This window comes from Streptomyces sp. NPDC102278 (assembly GCF_044766345.1).
Classification (GTDB): domain Bacteria; phylum Actinomycetota; class Actinomycetes; order Streptomycetales; family Streptomycetaceae; genus Streptomyces.
Map to the genome: position 1 here is coordinate 196,749 of NZ_JBIWLV010000009.1, position 16,971 is coordinate 213,719.

At 72.2% G+C, this 16,971-nt stretch carries 15 protein-coding genes; 2 read left to right on the forward strand and 13 right to left on the reverse strand.

The window, feature by feature from the left end:
- Positions 1-193: 193 nt before the first annotated feature.
- Together ACIRO3_RS22500 and ACIRO3_RS22505 are read right to left on the reverse strand one after the other, a co-directional pair.
- The gene (locus ACIRO3_RS22500) at positions 194-892 is read right to left on the reverse strand and encodes an SIMPL domain-containing protein (RefSeq protein ID WP_404139409.1); all 699 of its coding nucleotides are present in this window, start codon (positions 890-892) and stop codon (positions 194-196) included.
- 192 nt (positions 893-1,084) lie between these two features.
- A complete protein-coding gene (locus tag ACIRO3_RS22505) occupies positions 1,085-2,365 on the reverse strand; it encodes a ricin-type beta-trefoil lectin domain protein (protein ID WP_404139412.1) in 1,281 nt (426 codons plus the stop codon).
- A 290-nt stretch (positions 2,366-2,655) separates the two neighbouring features.
- Between ACIRO3_RS22505 and ACIRO3_RS22510 the strand changes: the two genes are divergently transcribed.
- Positions 2,656-4,458, forward strand: a complete 1,803-nt coding sequence (locus tag ACIRO3_RS22510) for a 5'-nucleotidase C-terminal domain-containing protein (RefSeq protein WP_361773711.1) — start codon at positions 2,656-2,658, stop codon at positions 4,456-4,458.
- 52 nt (positions 4,459-4,510) lie between these two features.
- Here the strand turns inward: ACIRO3_RS22510 and ACIRO3_RS22515 are convergent, their stop codons facing one another.
- From ACIRO3_RS22515 to ACIRO3_RS22545, 7 genes are all read right to left on the reverse strand, one after another.
- Positions 4,511-5,920 carry a lysine N(6)-hydroxylase/L-ornithine N(5)-oxygenase family protein gene (locus ACIRO3_RS22515; RefSeq protein ID WP_404139415.1) on the reverse strand — a complete coding sequence of 470 codons (1,410 nt, stop codon included), beginning with the start codon at positions 5,918-5,920 and terminating at the stop codon, positions 4,511-4,513.
- Complete coding sequence (locus tag ACIRO3_RS22520; protein WP_404139418.1) at positions 5,917-7,314, reverse strand: pyridoxal phosphate-dependent decarboxylase family protein; 1,398 nt, start codon at positions 7,312-7,314, stop codon at positions 5,917-5,919. Before ACIRO3_RS22520 ends, ACIRO3_RS22515 begins: the two co-directional genes overlap by 4 nt.
- 204 nt (positions 7,315-7,518) lie before the next feature.
- Positions 7,519-10,032 carry an aminopeptidase N gene (gene pepN / locus ACIRO3_RS22525; RefSeq protein WP_404139421.1) on the reverse strand — a complete coding sequence of 838 codons (2,514 nt, stop codon included), beginning with the start codon at positions 10,030-10,032 and terminating at the stop codon, positions 7,519-7,521.
- A 34-nt stretch (positions 10,033-10,066) separates the two neighbouring features.
- Positions 10,067-10,387 carry a chorismate mutase gene (locus ACIRO3_RS22530; protein ID WP_266946961.1) on the reverse strand — a complete coding sequence of 107 codons (321 nt, stop codon included), beginning with the start codon at positions 10,385-10,387 and terminating at the stop codon, positions 10,067-10,069.
- Complete coding sequence (locus tag ACIRO3_RS22535; protein WP_404139424.1) at positions 10,384-10,722, reverse strand: hypothetical protein; 339 nt, start codon at positions 10,720-10,722, stop codon at positions 10,384-10,386. Before ACIRO3_RS22535 ends, ACIRO3_RS22530 begins: the two co-directional genes overlap by 4 nt.
- Positions 10,723-11,108: 386 nt before the next feature.
- Positions 11,109-11,771: a response regulator gene (locus tag ACIRO3_RS22540; protein ID WP_404139427.1), complete on the reverse strand. Its 663-nt coding sequence runs from the start codon at positions 11,769-11,771 to the stop codon at positions 11,109-11,111.
- A 244-nt stretch (positions 11,772-12,015) separates the two neighbouring features.
- Positions 12,016-12,837: a serine protease gene (locus tag ACIRO3_RS22545; RefSeq protein ID WP_404139430.1), complete on the reverse strand. Its 822-nt coding sequence runs from the start codon at positions 12,835-12,837 to the stop codon at positions 12,016-12,018.
- Between the two features lie 86 nt (positions 12,838-12,923).
- Here ACIRO3_RS22545 and ACIRO3_RS22550 point away from each other — a divergent pair, with 86 nt between their 5' ends.
- Positions 12,924-13,811: a hypothetical protein gene (locus ACIRO3_RS22550; RefSeq protein ID WP_404139432.1), complete on the forward strand. Its 888-nt coding sequence runs from the start codon at positions 12,924-12,926 to the stop codon at positions 13,809-13,811.
- 209 nt (positions 13,812-14,020) lie between these two features.
- On the opposite strand, the gene ACIRO3_RS22555 is transcribed toward ACIRO3_RS22550, so the two are convergent.
- From ACIRO3_RS22555 to ACIRO3_RS22570, 4 genes are all read right to left on the reverse strand, one after another.
- The gene (locus tag ACIRO3_RS22555) at positions 14,021-14,281 is read right to left on the reverse strand and encodes a DUF397 domain-containing protein (protein WP_404139435.1); all 261 of its coding nucleotides are present in this window, start codon (positions 14,279-14,281) and stop codon (positions 14,021-14,023) included.
- Positions 14,241-15,089 carry a Scr1 family TA system antitoxin-like transcriptional regulator gene (locus tag ACIRO3_RS22560; protein ID WP_404139438.1) on the reverse strand — a complete coding sequence of 283 codons (849 nt, stop codon included), beginning with the start codon at positions 15,087-15,089 and terminating at the stop codon, positions 14,241-14,243. Before ACIRO3_RS22560 ends, ACIRO3_RS22555 begins: the two co-directional genes overlap by 41 nt.
- Before the next feature lie 155 nt (positions 15,090-15,244).
- Positions 15,245-16,153, reverse strand: a complete 909-nt coding sequence (locus ACIRO3_RS22565; protein ID WP_361773735.1) for an SDR family oxidoreductase — start codon at positions 16,151-16,153, stop codon at positions 15,245-15,247.
- Between the two features lies 1 nt (position 16,154).
- Positions 16,155-16,919: an SDR family oxidoreductase gene (locus ACIRO3_RS22570; protein ID WP_404139441.1), complete on the reverse strand. Its 765-nt coding sequence runs from the start codon at positions 16,917-16,919 to the stop codon at positions 16,155-16,157.
- Between the last annotated feature and the right edge of the window lie 52 nt (positions 16,920-16,971).

Below are 16,971 nucleotides of genomic sequence, written 5' to 3' on the forward strand. Positions count from 1 at the left end.
GACATGAGTTGAATGTGCGTGGGGGTGCTCTGATGAGCACCCCCGGAGCACTGTTCGTGGGGGTTTTCCCGGTCTCGGGGCGGCGGTTCGTTCACCGATTCGGTGGCCGGGTCCGGCCGTCCCGTCCTTGACGTCGCGGGGTCGGGTCGGGCGCTCCTCGCCCCGTCGGGTGACGCGCTCGGGTGCGCGTCGTTCAGAGCTGCGGCGGGGTCATGGTGAAGCGGGCGTTCACCTGGGCGTACACGGTCTGGCGCTGGGGTTCGAGGTCCAGCGGCGGGGCGGTGGCGTCCTCGGCGGCGCTGAAGGCCATGGTGCGCATGCCGCCGCCGGCCTGCGGGTAGGGGGAGGCGTTCTCGGCGCCGAGGTCGGCGAGTTCGACGAGGGCGGAGAGGTTCGCGCCGAGGGCCTCGGCGTATTCGCGGGCGCGTTGGACGGCTTCGAGCACGGCTTGGCGGCGGGCTTGGCCGTGGGCGGGTGAGGTGGGGCGCAGGGCCCACCAGGGGCCGTCGACGCTGGTGAGTTCGAGGTCGGCGAGGCGGGTGGTGAGTTCGCCGAGGGTGGTGAAGTCGTTGAGTTCGGCCGTGATGGTGACGCGTCCGTGGTAGGCGCGGACGCGTTCGCCCCGGCCGTGGCGGGTCAGTTCGGGGGTGATGGAGAAGGTGCCGGTTTCGAGCTTCTCGACGGGGTCGCCGTAGCCCTTGATGAGGTCGAGGACGGCGGTGTTGCGGCGGGTGAGGTCTTCGAGTGCGGAGCGGCGGTCGGTGCCGCGGGCGCTGACGGTGATGCCGACGCGGGCGATCTCGGGGTCGACTTCGATGCGGGCTTCGCCGCAGACGGCGACGCGGGGCACCTCGGGGGTTCCGTACGGCTGGGGTGTGGCCTCGTGAGTCATGGTTTCACTGTCGCACTGTCGCCCCGGGTGTGGCGGAGGTCCGGGGTCTTTCGGCCTGGGGCGGCCGGTATGCGGGCGGACGGCCCCCGCACCGCCCCGGCGCCCCTGTTCCGCCGGTCGGGCGGGACAGGGGCGCGGGGGCGGTGTGGGGGCCGTCCGGTACGGGACCTACGGGCCGACGGGGCTACGGGCCTACGGGGCGGGGGCGGTCCATTTCTGGTTGGGGGTTCCGCCGCAGGTCCAGATCTGGAGGCGGGTTCCGTTGGCGGGGTTGTTGCCCGCGACGTCGAGGCACTTGTTCGCCTGCGGGTTGACGATGTCGCGGGCGGCGGGCAGGGCCCAGCGTTGGGCGGGGGTGCCGTTGCAGTCGTAGAGCTGGACGGGGGTGCCGTCGGTGGTGGCGCCGGCGGTCACGTCGAGGCATTTGCCGAGGGCGCGCAGGGTGCCGTCGGCGGCGACGGTCCATTGCTGTGCGGGGGTGCCGTTGCAGTCGTGGAGTTGGATCGGGGTGCCGTTGGCGGAGTTGGCGCCGGCGACGTCGACGCATTTGCCGGCGAGGCCGGTGACGGGGCCGGTGCGGCCGGTTCCGCTGTCGGAGGTGGTGACGCGGACGTGGTCGACGACGAGTTGCTGCGGGAAGGTGGTGCCGGCGTCGGGGTCGCCGGGCCAGTAGCCGCCGACGGCGAGGTTGAGGATCAGGAAGAAGGGCTTGTTGAAGGCCCAGGCGCGGCCGCCGAGGTCGGCGGGGGTGCGGCGCTGGTAGACGGTGCCGTCGACGGACCAGGTGATGGAGTCGGGTGCCCAGTCGACGGCGAAGGTGTGGAAGGCGTCGGCGAAGGCCTGGCCGCCGGGGAGGGTGTGGGCTGCGCCGATGCCGCCGGAGCCCGAGTAGCCGGGTCCGTGGAGGGTTCCGTGGACGGTGGAGGGTTCGAAGCCGACGTTCTCCATGATGTCGATCTCGCCGGAGGCGGGCCAGCCGACCTGGCCGATGTCGTTGCCGAGCATCCAGAAGGCGGGCCACATGCCCTGGCCGCGCGGGACCTTGAGTCGGGCTTCGACGTGTCCGTAGGTCTGGGTGAAGCGGCCGGAGGTGTTGAGGCGGGCGGAGGTGTACTCGCAGCGTCCGTACCAGCATGAGTAGTTGGCGGGGTTCTCGCGGCGGGCGGTGATGACGAGGTGGCCTTGGCCGTCGAGGGCGGCGTTGGCGTTGCCGGCGGTGTAGTACTGCCGTTCGTGGTTGTTGACGTTGTCGCCGGTCTCGGTCTGCCATTTGGCCGGGTCGGGGGCGGTTCCGGCGGGGCCGTCGAAGGTGTCGGAGAATCCGGCGGCGGCCGCGGTGGCGGTGGTGGTGACGGCGGCCGGTCGGGGGGCCGCCTCACCGGCCGCGGTGGAGGGGGCGGTGACGGCGCTCCAGCTCAGGAGGGCGAGGGCGCATAAGGCGGTGGCGCGCAGGGATGCGGTGCGTGGGGGCACGGGGTCTCTTCACTTCTCGTGGGGGCGGTGGGGGGCGATCTGCGGGACATGCGCATGACAAGCCGCACGCCGAACCGCACGACGAGCCGACGCGCGGAAGAGCGTGGGGCGTCCGCGCGCCGCTTAGTTCAAGACTTGATTCAAGTCGCGTGGGGACGGGTGCGTCAAGACGTGCGCGCCGACCCGGCGGTGCGTCGGTCACCGGATCGCAACCTGGCGGGGGTGTTGCGCATTGTTACCCGTGGGTCAGAATCTACGCGCGTTGTTCACGCCTCAAAAGGGGAGATGGCATGGCGTTCGACCGTAGGACTTTCATCGGCAGCACGGCGGCGACGGGTGCGGCCGTGGCGTTGGCGGGGGCCACGAGCTCTCCGGCAGCCGCCGCCCAGGACGGATCGAAGGGGTCTGGTCCGCGCACGTACTCGTTCACCGTGATGGGCACGACCGACCTGCACGGAAACGTTTTCAACTGGGACTACTTCACGGACAAGGAGTTCGACGACAAGGCCCACAACGACGTCGGTCTGGCGAAGATCTCCACGCTGGTGAACGGGGTGCGGGCGCAGAAGGGTCGGCGCAACACGCTGCTGATCGACGCCGGTGACACCATCCAGGGAACCCAACTGTCGTACTACTACGCGAAGGTCGACCCGATCACGGCGCGTCGCGGTCCGGTGCACCCGATGGCTCAGGCGATGAACGCGATCGGCTACGACGCGGCGGCGCTCGGCAACCACGAGTTCAACTACGGGATCCCCGTGCTGCGCAAGTTCGAGGAGCAGTGCGACTTCCCGTTGTTGGGGGCGAACGCGCTGGACGCGAAGACGCTGCGACCGGCGTTCGCGCCGTACAGCGTCCACCGGCTCCGGACGCCGTGCGGGCGGGACGTGAAGGTGGCGGTGCTGGGGCTGACGAACCCGGGCATCGCGATCTGGGACAAGGCGAACGTGCAGGGGAAGATGACGTTCCCGGGGCTGGAGGAGCAGGCGGCGAAGTACGTGCCGAAGCTGCGCTCGATGGGCGCGGACGTGGTGATCGTGTCGGCGCACTCGGGTTCGAGCGGTACCTCCAGCTACGGGGACCAGTTGCCGCACATCGAGAACGCGGCCGCCCTGGTGGCCGAGCAGGTGCCGGGGATCGACGCGATCCTGGTGGGGCACGCGCACACGGAGATCCCGGAGTACCGGGTGAAGAACAAGGCGACCGGCAAGGACGTGGTGCTGTCGGAGCCGTTGAAGTGGGGGCAGCGGCTGACGCTGTTCGACTTCGAGTTGACCTGGTCGAAGGGTTCCTGGTCGGTGGCGAAGGTGTCGGCGCGGGTGCTGAACTCGAACGAGGTGGCGGAGGACCCGAAGATCGTCCGGCTGCTGTCGGACGAGCACCGCAAGGTCGTCGGCTACGTGAACCAGGTGATCGGGACGTCGACGCAGGCGATGTCCTCGGCGGACGGTCCGGTGAAGGACGTGCCGATCATCGACCTGATCAACCACGTGCAGGCGGAGACGGTGAAGGCCGCGCTGGCGGGCGGTGAGTGGGCGGCGCTGCCGGTGCTGTCGCAGGCGTCGTGCTTCTCGCGGACGGCGGCGATCCCGGCCGGGCAGATCACGATCAAGGATGCCGCGGGGCTGTACCCGTTCGAGAACACGCTGGAGGCGCGGCTGCTGACGGGCGCGCAGGTGAAGGATTACCTGGAGTACTCGGCGCGGTACTACGCGCAGACGGCGCCGGGGGCTCCGGTGGATCCGGCGAAGTTGACGAACGCGGAGAACATCCCGGACTACAACTACGACGCGGTGTACGGGCTCACGTACGACGTGGACATCGCGCAGCCGGTGGGTTCGCGGATCACGGGCCTGTCCTTCCAGGGGAAGGCGGTGGACCCGGCGGCGCGATTCGTGTTCGCGGTGAACAACTACCGGGCCTCCGGGGGCGGCAACTTCCCGCACGTTCCGCAGGCCAGGCAGTTGTGGGCCAACTCGGACGAGATCCGCAACGTGATCATCCAGTGGGTGAAGGCGAAGGGGACGGTGGACCCGGCGCTGTTCGCCTCGGTGGACTGGCGGCTGACGCGGGCCGGGGTGCCGGTCTTCTAGTCGGGGGTCCGTGAGGGCCGGCCAGGTCCTGTCGCCGCGGTGGCGACAGGGCCTACGGGTGTTCGACCAGTGGGAGCAGCTCGCCCGCGGGATGGGGGCGGGTGTGTTCCCGCTGGTCGAGGCCGAAGGTGGTGAAGGCGGTGCGGGCGGGCTGGGGGTAGGGGTTCTTGCCCGTGAGGGTGTTGAGGATGGTGGCGCTGCGCCAGGCGGCGAGACCGAGGTCCGGGGCGCCGACGCCGTGGGTGTGGCGTTCGCCGTTCTGTACGAAGACGCTGCCGGTGACGGCGGGGTCGAGGACCATGCGGTGGCGGTCGTCGATGCGGGGGCGGCCGGCGGAGTCCTTGCGCAGGTAGGGGTCGAGTCCCGCGAGGAGGCTGGTGAGGGGGCGTTCGCGGTAGCCGGTGGCGAGGACGACGGCGTCGGTGGTGAGGCGGGAGCGGGCGCCTTGTTGTGTGTGTTCGAGGTGGAGTTCCACCTTGGTGGTCGCGACGCGGCCGGCGGTGCGGACGCTGACTCCGGGGGTGAGGACGGCGTCGGGCCAGCCTCCGTGGAGGGTACGCCGGTAGAGCTCTTCGTGGATGGCCGCGATGGTGGCGGCGTCGATGCCCTTGTGGAGTTGCCATTGGGCGGGGACGAGCCGGTCGCGGACGGCTTCGGGGAGGGCGTGGAAGTAGCGGGTGTAGTCGGGGGTGAAGTGTTCCAGGCCGAGCTTGGAGTACTCCATGGGGGCGAAGGCGTCGGTGCGGGCGAGCCAGGTGAGGCCTTCGCGGCCGGCGGGGCGGGCGCGGAGCAGGTCGAGGAAGACCTCGGCGCCGGACTGTCCCGAGCCGATGACGGTGACGTGTGCGGCTGCCAGGACGCGTGCGCGGTTGTCGAGGTACTCCGAGGAGTGGATGACGGGGACGGTGGGGGCCTCGGCGAGGGGGCGCAGGGGTTCGGGCACGTAGGGGGCGGTGCCGAGGCCGAGGACGAGGTTGCGGGTGTGGGTGCGGCCGAGGGCCTCGGCTTCGCCGTCGGTGTCGAGTTGGGTGAAGTCGACTTCGAAGAGCTCGCGTTCGGGGTTCCAGCGGACGGCGTCGACCTGGTGGCCGAAGTGGAGTCCGGGGAGGCGTTCGGCGACCCAGCGGCAGTAGGCGTCGTATTCGGAGCGCTGGATGTGGAACTGCTCGGCGAAGTAGAAGGGGAAGAGCCGCTCCTTGTGCTTGAGGTGGCTGAGGAAGCTCCAGGGGCTGGCGGGGTCGGCGAGGGTGACGAGGTCGGCCAGGAAGGGGACTTGGAGGGTGGCGCCGTCGATGAGGAGGCCGGGGTGCCAGCGGAAGTCCCTGCGCTGGTCGTAGAAGGCGGTGGCGAGTTCGCCGACGCCTTGTCTGGGGAGGCCGTGGGCAAGGGCGGCGAGGGACAGGTTGAAGGGACCGATGCCGATTCCGACGAGGTCGTGGGGGGTGTCGAGTTGCGCGGTCATCGGTGGGCGCTGCCTTCCAGGAGGGTGACGAGGGTGTCCAGGTCCCCCGCCGTGGTGTGGGGGTTGAGCAGGGTGGCCTTGAGCCAGAGGCGGCCGTCGGCGGTGGCGCGGCCGAGTACGGCGGCGCCGTCGAGGAGAAGGGTGCGGCGCAGGCCCGCGAGCTGCTCGTCGTCCATGGCGGTGGGGCGGAAGAGGACGGTGCTGATGGTGGGGTGGGCGTGGAGTTCGAAGGCGGGGTGTGCTTCGAGGAGTTCGGCGAGGTGCTGGGCCGCGGCGCAGGTCAGGTCGATGATCCGGGCGAGGCCGTCGCGGCCGAGTGAGCGCAGGGTGACGGCGATCTTGAGGATGTCGGGGCGGCGGGTGGTGCGCAGGGAGCGGCCGAGGAGGTCGGGGAGGCCGGCTTCGGTGTCGTCGGTGGCGTTGAGGTAGTCAGCCTGGTGGCCGAGGGGGGCCAGCAGGTGGGTGTCGGGGACGGCGAGGAGGCCGGCGGCGACGGGTTGCCAGCCGAGTTTGTGCAGGTCGAGGGTGATGGAGTGGGCGTGGGAGAGCCCGGTGAGCTTGTGGCGGTGGTGGGGGCTCAGTTGGAGGAGGCCTCCGTAGGCGGCGTCGACGTGGAGTTCGGCGCCGTGCTGTCGGCAGAGGTCGGCGAGGGGCTCCAGCGGATCGACGAGTCCCGCGTCGGTGGTGCCGGCGGTGGCGGTGACCAGGACGGGGCCGCCGGCGCGGGTGAGGGTTTCGGCGAGGCGGGCGGGGTCGAGGACGCCGGCGGGGGTGGGCACGGTGACGGTGGGGGGCAGGCCGAGGAGCCAGGCTGAGCGGGGGACGGAGTGGTGGGCGTTGGCTCCGTGGACGACGGTGAGGCGGGGGCCGTGGCGTTCGCGGGCGAGGAGCAGGGCGAGTTGGTTGGCCTCGGTGCCGCCGGTGGTGACGAGTGCGTCGGGGTGTGGGGTGTCGTAGTACTCGGCGGCGAGGGCGCGGGTGAGGAGCGCTTCGATGGTGGAGGCGGCGGGGGCCTGGTCCCAGGAGTCCATCGAGGGGTTGAGGGCCGCGGCGGCGAGGTCGGCGGCGACCGCGACGGCGAGGGGCGGGCAGTGCAGGTGGGCGGCGCAGAGGGGGTCGGCGGGGTCGGCGGCGCCCGCGGCGAGGGTGTGGACGAGGGTGCGCAGGGCTTCGTGGTCGCCGGAGCCGCGGGTGGGGAGCACCTCGCCCAGTGCGGCGGTGACGCGGGCGGTGACGGGGGCGGGGCCGCCGGCGGGGAGGGGGCCGTCGCGTTCGGCGGCGCCGCTGCGCAGGGCGTCGAGGACGGTGTCGAGGAGGGGCCGCAGGGCGTCGGCGCCGCCGTGGCCTCCGGCGAGCGGGGGCGGCGGTGGCGGGGTGCCGGGCGGCGGGGTCATCCGGTGTCCTTCGCGGAGGCGGGCGGGGACGGCCTGGTCGTCCCCGCCCAGCACAACGATCAGACCCGAATGGGGTAACCGCCGGGGTTTGTCCGCTCCTGCGGTCTCGGCCGGGTGTTCGGTCGGACTCGCCCCGGGGCGTTCCCGTGTGCGGGCCGGCGGTCAGCCCCGATCATCCGCCGGCGCGGTCAGCCGCTGCCGCGGTCAGCCGTTGCCGCGGACGCGCAGGGCGCGGGCGAGGTCGTCGAGCTGGTCGACGAGCTGGCGGCGCAGCAGCGGGATGATGTCGGCGTCCTCCAGGCAGGCGCGGCCGGCGCGGAGGTTGGCCTCGTCGATCGCGTGTGAGGGGAAGGCCCACCGGCCGGCGGCCTGGCCGATGGCGGGGCCGCGGCGGGCGCCGAGGGCGACGGCCTCGGGGTAGTAGCGCGGGACGTAGTCCTGTACGAGTTCGGTCTGTTCGGGCTGCCAGAAGCCGGATGCGGTGGCTTTGAAGAGGTAGTTGGACAAGGAGTCGTCGTGGAACATGCGCTGCCAGGCGGCGGCCTTGGCCTCGGGGGTGGGGAGCGCGGCGCGGCAGCGGGCGGCGCCTTCCTCGCCGGTGGCGCTGGGGTCGTCGGCGAGCGCGGCGTCGATGTCGGTGTCGGTGACGGCGCCGAGGACGGCGAGTCGGGCGAGGACGCGCCAGCGCAGTTCGGGGTCGAGTTCGGGTCCGCCGGGGACGGTGCCGTCGGCGAGCCAGGCGGCGAGGGTGTCGGGTTGGGTGGCGCTGTCGATGTGGACGCGGACGGCGGCGAGGCGCAGGCCGGGGTCGGAGCCGTCCTCGGTGCGGCGCAGCAGGGCGCGGGCGATGGCGGTGAGGGTGGTGAGGGCGGCGGTGCGGCGGCCGGGGGCGACGTAGTGGGCGGCGACGCGGTTGCGGGCGAAGCCGAGGACGCCCTGGACGATCGCGAGGTCGTTCTCCTCGGCGAGGTGGGCGTGGGCGGTCTCCAGGTAGGCCTCGGGTTCCAGTTCACCGTCGCGGACCATGTCGCGCAGGGAGTTCCAGACGACGGCGCGGCTGAGGGGGCCGGGGACGCGCGACAGCTCGCGCAGGGCGGTTTCCTCGGAGACGGCGTCGAAGCGGATCTTGACGTAGCCGAGGTCCTGGTCGTTGAGGAGGATCAGGTCGGGTCGCGGGCCGCTCGCGGAGACGACGTCGGCGCTCGGGACGTCCAGGTCGAGGTGTTGGCGCAGTTCCAGGCCGCCGGTGGGGTCGCGGTCGTAGAGGCCGACGGCGAGGTGGTGGGGGCGGCTGCCGTGGTGGTCGACGGTCAGGGTCCAGCCGGCGTCGCCGGCCTCGACGCGGGGGGTGAGGGTGTCGACGCCGGTGGTGCGCAGCCAGGTGTCGGCCCAGGTGTGGACGTCGCGTCCGGTGTGGGCGGCGAGGGAGTCCACGAAGTCGGCGAGGGAGGCGTTGGCGAACTTGTGGCGCGCGAAGTGGGTGTTGATGCCGGCGAGGAAGTCCTTCTCGCCGAGCCAGGCAACGAGTTGGCGCAGGGCGGAGGCGCCCTTGGCGTAGGAGATGCCGTCGAAGTTGAGGAGGGCGGAGGCGGTGTCGGGGACGTCCTCGGGGGCGGGGGCGACCGGGTGGGTGGAGGGGCGTTGGTCGGCCTCGTAGCCCCAGGGTTTGCGTTCCATGCCGAACTCGGTCCAGGTGTCGGTGAAGCCGGTGGCTTCGACGAGGGTCTGGTAGCCCATGTATTCGGCGAAGGACTCGTTGAGCCAGATGTCGTCGAACCAGCGCAGGGTGACGAGGTCGCCGAACCACATGTGGGCCATTTCGTGGGCGATGACCATGGCGCGGCCCTGGCGTTCGGTGTCGGTGACGGCGGAGCGGAAGATGAACTCGTCGCGGAAGGTGACCAGGCCGGGGTTCTCCATGGCGCCGGCGTTGAACTCGGGGACGAAGGCCTGGTCGTAGGAGTCGAACGGGTAGGGCTCGGTGAACTTCTCGTGGTAGCGGTCGAAGCAGGCGGTGGTGACGGAGAGGATCTCGTCGGCGTCGGCGTCGAGGTGGGGGGCGAGGGAGCGCCGGCAGTGGATGGCGAAGGGCAGGCCGGCGTGGTCGGTGCGCACGGTGTGCCAGGGGCCGCCGGCGATCGCGGCGAGGTAGGTGGAGATCGCGGGGGTGGGGGCGGAGGTCCAGGTGCCGGCGCCGTCCTCGTCGCGGTCGGCGACGCGGGTGGTGATGCCGTTGGCGAGGACCGTCCAGTGCGCGGGGGCGGTGACGGTGAAGGCGAAGACGGCCTTCAGGTCGGGTTGGTCGAAGGCGGGGAAGACCCGCTGGACGTCGTCCAGGAACATCTGGGAGTAGACGTACGTCTCGCCGTCCGCGGGGTCGGTGAAGCGGTGCAGGCCCTCGCCGGTGCGGGAGTAGTTCATGCGGGCGCCGACGTGCAGCTCGTGGGGGCCTTGGGTGAGCCCGGTGAGCGGGAGCCGGTTGCCGGTGAGGCCGGCGGGGTCGACGGGGTGGCCGTCGAGCTCGACGGAGCGCAGTTCTTCCGGTTTCAGCTCGACGAAGGTGTCACCGGCGGCGCGGGCCGTGAACCGGATGACGGTGGTGGAGTCGAAGGTCTCGTCACCGGTGGTGAGGTCGAGGGTGACGTCGTAGTGGTGGACGTCGAGGAGCCGGGCTCGGAGCTGCGCTTCGCTGCGCGTCAATGCGGACATGGGGCCCATGCTGCCTGATGGGGCGGGCGGGCCCCAGGGGCGCCTACTCCTCGCCGGCCGCGATCGTCTCGTGGTGGCGGATGACCTCGGCGATGATGAAGTTGAGGAGTTTCTCCGCGAAGGCCGGATCGAGTTTGGCGTTCTCGGCGAGCTGGCGCAGGCGGGCGATCTGGCTGGCCTCGCGGCCCGGGTCGGCGGGCGGCAGCTGGTGGCGGGCCTTGAGGTGGCCGACCTGCTGGGTGCACTTGAAGCGCTCGGCGAGCATGTGGACCACGGCCGCGTCGATGTTGTCGATGCTGTCGCGCAGGCGGGACAGTTCGGCGGTGACGTTCTCGTGGGCCTCGTCGGTGTCGCTGTGGTTCATGGTTCCCGAGAATACGTGGCGGACGCGGCGGGTTCCTCGGCACCTCGACGGGTGAGACGGCCGGCGGGGGCATGGCGGCGGCCGGCGGGCACGGACGGGCCCGCAGGGCCGGCGGCCAGGGCCTGGAAGGGCGGGGTGGCGGTGACGAGCCGGCCGCCTTCGGGGGCGGGGCCGGCGGTGAGGGAGCCGCCGGGGGCCTCGGCGCGCTCGGCCATTCCGGCGAGGCCGTAGCCGCCGCTTCGGGCGTTCTCGGAGAGTCGGGCGGGGTGGTCTCCGTCGTCCCGGACGCGGACGTCGAGGCCGGCGGGGACGGTGCGGTGCGCGGTGGCGGCCACGTCGGCGGGGAGCCGGGTTTCCAGCCCTTCCTCGATGTGGAGGGTGACGGGCGGGCCGCGCGGCGCGCCGGAAGGCAGGGGACACGACGGCCCGGGGGCGGGGGCGCTGCGCGTCGGACGGCAGGGGACACGACAGCCCGGGGCCTGGGCTCGCCGCGCGCCGGACGCAGGGGACACCACGGCCCGGGGCCTAGGCTCACGGCGCACCGGACGGCAGGGGACACGACAGCCCGGGGGCCGGGCCGCGCGGCGCGTCGGACGGCAGGGGACACCACGGCCCGGGGCCTAGGCTCACGGCGCGTCGGACGGCAGGGGACACCACGGCCCCGGGGCCGGGGCGGGCGGCGCGTCGGACGGCGGGGGCGCGAAGCGCATGGGGCGGGGGGTCACGTCGCGCCGGCGGCGCGGCCGCTTCCCCAGGCCCATGCGGCGATCTCGACGCGGTTGGGGGCGTCGAGTTTGGTCTGGACGTTGGCCAGGTGGGTCTTGACGGTGGACAGTGAGACGAAGGGTTCGCCGGCGATCTCGGCGTTGGTCAGGCCTCGGGCGAGGCGGCGCACGACGTCCGCCTCGCGTTCGGTGAGGGGTTCCGCGGGGCGGCGCGCGGCGGCTCGGGGGGCGTGAGCGGGGGCGTGGGCCATGTCGCGGAGCAGTCGCACGGTGATGGCGGGTGAGGCGAGGGAGTCGCCGACGGCGGCCGCGCGGACCGCTTCAACCAGCATGGCCGCACTCGCGTCTTTCAGGAGGACGCCGGACGCTCCGCCGCGGAGCGCCTCGTGGACGTGTTCGTCGAGGTCGAAGGTGGTGACGATGACGATGCGCGGGGTGTCCCGGCCGGCGAGGCGCCGGGTGACTTCGAGGCCGTCGAGGCGGGGCATGCGGATGTCGAGGAGCAGCACGTCGGGCCGGTGGGCGGCGACGGCCGCGAGGGCCGCCCCGCCGTCGACGACGTCCGCGACGACCTCGATGTCCGGTTGGGTTTCGAGGATCATCCGGAAGCCGGTCCTGACCATCTCCTGGTCGTCCGCGATGACCACTCTGACCGTCATGCGTCGCCTGCCCCACTGTCGCCCACTGCCGATGGTGTCGTCCCGGAGGGATCCGTTCCATGGGGCCGGTGCGCGGGTCGTCCCGCAACCGCTCGGCGGGCCGTCGGGAGGGTGGCGCGGGGCCGGGACGGTGGTGTGCCGGCCCCGCGGTGGTTCGTCCGACGTCACGTGCGCGGGGGGTGGGGCGCCTCGTCCTTCCGGCGGTTTCCCGGCTGCCCGGTTCGGCCGGAAGGACGAGGGTGGGTCACAGGGTCGCCGCTGCGTTCTTGATGGCGGTGGCGAAGGTGGAGACCTCGGAGTAGACGCCGGGGTAGTTCGGGCGGGCGCAGCCCTCGCCCCAGCTGACGATGCCGACCTGGATCCAGGCGTTCGCGGCGTCGCGGCGGAACATGGGGCCGCCGGAGTCGCCCTGACAGGTGTCGACGCCGCCCTGGGGCAGGCCGGCGCAGATCTCCTCGGCGGGGACGAGGTCGCTGCCGTAGGCGTTCTGGCAGGAGGCGTCGGAGACGAAGGGGACGGTGGCCTTCATGAGGTAGCGCTGCTGGCCGCCGCCTTCGCGGGTGGCGCCCCAGCCGGCGACGGTGAAGGTGCCGTTGTCGTAGGTCTTGGTCTCGGCGATCTTGAGGGTGGGCAGGTTGATGGGCTTGGCGAGTTTGATGAGGGCCCAGTCCTTGCCCTTGCCGTTGTAGCCGGGGGCCTGGAGCACCTTGGTGGACTTGACCTTGACGGCACTGGAGCTGTTGAGGTCGACGACGCCGGCGGTGGCGGTGATGGAGGTGTTGTTGCCGGAGCCGTTCACGCAGTGCGCGGCGGTGAGGACGATCTGCTGGGTGTACAGGGCGCCGCCGCAGCCCATGGAGAGGCGGACCATGAAGGGGAACTCGCCTTGGGCGGCGCGGGTTCCGCCGACGACGGGCGCCTGGGAGGCGGTGGCGGAGCCGGGCTGGAGGCTGACGGCGGCCAGGGCGACGGCGCCGACGGCGAGGGCGCGCTTGATGGTCGTGGCAAGGGTGGACACAGTCGACACACTGCCTTTCGTGGGGGGTTGGGCCGTGCGTGTCGTCATCGGGTGAATGACGAGTCCATGACACATCGCGCGTGTGGCCGACATCAAGAAGGCGTTTTCGGACAACTTTCGGCGTGGGGGCCCGCATGACGCAGAACCACGGGCGCGGCAGCCCGGTCGAGCACGGATTTCCGCACTTGGGCACGGTTCACCGCGCTCTGACGGCCCTCTTCCGCCGTCTGTCGTACGACGGGATCCGCGCCTACGACGCCGGCTTCCCCGCCGCGGACGCGGTGTTCTCCCCCGACGACGATCCCCACCTCGGGGCGCAGCGCGTGGCCCGCGCGATGGTGCGCGGGCTGCGGCTGCCCGATGCCCGGCTGGTGATCGGCTACCGGGTGATGACGGAGGCCGCCACGGTTGAACTCGGCCCGGGGCCCGAGTACTTCGTCGAGGTCAACGAACGCTTCCGCACCCACCGCCGCGACCTCGCCGCGGCGCTCGCCCACGAGGTCGCCCACGTCCTGCTGCACCGCCTGGACCTGCGGTTCCCCACCACCGAGGACAACGAGATCCTCACCGACACCACCGCCGCCTATCTCGGTGCGGGCTGGCTGCTCCTCGACGCGTACCGCGAGGACGAGTTGACGCACCAGAAGCTCGGCTACCTCACCCCGGAGGAGTTCGGCTACGTCCTCGCCAAGCGCGGCGACCTGATCGGCGAGGACCTCTCCACCCGGTTCACCAGTCCCCGCGCGTACGAGGCGTACGTGCGCGGTCGCGCCCTCGCGGCCCGGGACCATCGCCGCGCCCCGCTGGCAACCGCGCCCTGGCCGGAACGGCTCCGTTACGCCCGCGACCGCCGGGCCGGATCGGCCGCGCCCCGGGCCGCGTACCGCTTCGAGCCGCACGCCGACGGGCCGCGGGTGAGCTTCCCGTGCCCGGTGTGCCGGCAAGGGCTGCGGCTGCCGGTCGGCGGGCCCGTCCGGGCCCGCTGCGGGCTGTGCCACACCATCCTGGAGTGCGACACCTGAACCGGCGCCGGCGCTCCCGCATCCGGCCCGGAACCCGCGCCGGCGGTCTCGGAACAGATTGCGGACAACATGACGGGCCGACTGCGGTTCAGCGGGCGGATGGAGCGGGTAGTCATACTCCATCGCACGAGAGAAGCTCCGGATCCGACCCCTCGCCAGGGGGCCGGGCCCGGAGCTTCTTTCTCTGTGCGCGGACGCCCCCCCGACGCCTACAGAGCCCCGACGAAGGCGGCGAAGGCGGCGCGGCCGACGGTGAAGACGGGGCCGTCGGGAACCTTGGAGTCCCGCACGGCGACCAGGCAGGGCCGGGGGGCGACCTCGACGCAGTCACCGCCGCCGGAGCCGCTGTACGAGGCCTTGCGCCAGGCGGTGGCGCCCAGGGGGGCGCACTCGACGCAGTCGCCGCCGGTGGTGCCGCTGTACGACGACTTACGCCACGCCGCGTCCGTCAGGTTCGGGCTTGTCCCCATAGCGCTCCTCCATTACGCGGGCGATCAGCTGAGCCGAGTCCTCAGGCGAGAGTGCCCCGGCCTGCAATCGAGCGTATCCGACCGAACGCTCCCTGATCACTGAAGGGTTGGCGGTCATGTGCCCGTCCGCATAGCCCTCTTCATAGAACAGGTCAGGGTCGCTGTCGAACCGCAGGAGGTTGAAAGAACCCATCATTCCCGTGTGCTGCCCGATCGAGAAGGGCAGCACCTGGATCTTCACCCAGGGATGGTCGAGGAAGGTCAACAGGTGTGCGAGTTGGTCCCGCATGACCGGTCGCCCGCCGACCTCTTGGTGCAACACCGCCTCGGCGAGCACCACCCACAGGGCGGGCGGGTTGTCCCGCTTCAGGATTCGCTGCCGTTCCATTCGGGCCGCCAACAGCTCGTCGACTTGGCCCGGGCGGTCCACACCGAGCAGGGCTCGCGCATACTCCTCCGTCTGCAACAGCCCGTACACCAACTGCGCCTGGAAGGAGGAGATGTACGCCGCCTTGGCCTCCATCTCCGCGTACGCCTGGAACCAGCTCGGCAATTGACTCCGCAGCACCAGCCCCACCAGCCGGGAGAACACCCCGCCCGTCACCAGCGCCGCGTCCACCCGCTCCGAGAACTCGCGGGTGGGTACCTTCCTCGCCGTCTCGATCTGTCCGACCAGGGAGCCCGCGCAGAAGATGATGTCGCCGAGCTGTCCCTGTTTCAGCCCGGCGTCCTCCCTCAGCCGGCGCAGTTCGGAGCCGTAGTAGTCCAGCGGCGATGCGCTGGGATCGAGGTTGCGGATGTTGACCACGGGCGGTCACCCCCATGCTCGCGCCGTGCGGCGTTCGGTCGGGTCCAGTCCGTGGCCGAGCGTAACCAGACCTGCGCGCCGAGGTGGCGTGAATCCCCCGACTCCCCTCCCTTCGAGGGAAGTCGAGGGGAGGGGAGGGGGCGCGTCGCCCCGGACTACCGCGCCCCGTACACCGGCTGCGGTGCCTCCGCCGCCGACAGGAGCTTCGTCGCCGCCTCCCCCGCCTCCGCCGGGGTCCAGCGCTCGCCGCGCTCCGCCGTCGGGCCCGGCCGCCAGCCCTCCATGACCGTGATCCGGCCGCCCTCCGCCTCGAAGACCCGGCCGCTCACCCCGGCCGAGGCGTCCGAGCCCAGCCACACCACCAGCGGCGACACGTTCTCCGGGGCCATCGCGTCGAACTCCCCGGCCGCCGGCGCCGCCATGGTCCGGGCGAAGGTCTCCTGCGTCATCCGGGTGCGGGCCGCCGGGGCGATGGCGTTGACCTGGACCCCGTACCGGCCCATCTCCTCGGCCGCGACCAGCGTCAGGCCGAGGATCCCGGCCTTGGCCGCGCTGTAGTTGCCCTGCCCCACCGATCCGAGCAGTCCCGCGCCCGAGGAGGTGTTGACCACCCGCGCCGCGACGGGCCGGCCCGCCTTCGCCTGTGCCCGCCAGTGCGCGGCGGCGTGCTTGAGGGGCAGGAAGTGCCCCTTCAGGTGTACGCGCATCACCGCGTCCCAGTCGTCCTCGTCCAGGTTGACCAGCATCCGGTCCCGCAGGAAGCCGGCGTTGTTGACGAGGGTGTCCAGCCGCCCGAAGCCGGCGACGGCGTCCGCGACGAGCGAGGCCGCGCCCCGCGAGGTGGCGATGTCCCCGCCGTGCGCCAGCGCCTCCCCGCCCAGCGCGCGGATCTCCTCGACGACCCGGGCCGCGGGACCGTCCGGGCCGGGCAGCCCGTCGAGCCCGACGCCCAGGTCGTTGACGACGACCTTGGCCCCTTCCGCCGCGAAGGCCAGCGCGTGGGCGCGGCCCAGCCCCCGACCCGCGCCCGTCACGATGACCACACGTCCTTCGGCAAGTCCCATGTCAGTTCTCCTTGTTGACTGTCGCCGCGTCCAGGAAGGCCGGGCGTTCGCCGCCCCCGTGCACGAGCAGGCTCGCGCCGCTCACGTATCCCGCCCGGTCCCCGGCGAGGAACACCGCCGCCTCGCCCACGTCCGTCGGGTCGGCCAGTCGCCCCAGCGGCACGGTCGCGCCGACCGCGGCGATCCCCGCCTCGTCCCCGTAGTGCAGGTGCGACAGTTCGGTGCGCACCATGCCGAGGATCAGCGAGTTGACGCGTACCTCGGGCGCCCACTCCACGGCCATGGACCGGGCCAGGTTCTCCAGTCCCGCCTTGGCCGCGCCGTAGGCGGCCGTGCCGGGTGAGGGGCGGGTGCCGCTGACGCTGGCGATCATCACGACCGAGCCGCGCGAGTCGCGCAGCCACGGGTACGCCGCCAGTGAGGCGGTCATGGGGGCCACCAGGTTCAGTTCGACGACCCGCGCGTGCCGTTCGGCGTCGCCCTCTCCCAGCAGCCGGTAGGGGGTGCCGCCCGCGTTGTTCACCAGGCAGTCGAGCCGCCCGTACCGGTGCGCGGCCGCCGCGAAGAACTCCGTCACGGCGGCCGGATCGCGCAGGTCGAGCGCCGTGAAGGCGGCCGTGCGGCCCGCCGCGGCCACCGGTTCGTCCGGTGGTCGGCGGGCGCAGACGAGCACTTCCGCGCCGGCCGCGAGGAACGACCGCGCGATGCCGGCGCCGACGCCCCGGGTTCCGCCGGTGACGACGACGACCCTCCCGTTGAGCTCCATCGGCTGCTACCTTCCTCACCTAACAAATGTTTGGTGGAAAGGTAGCTGATCC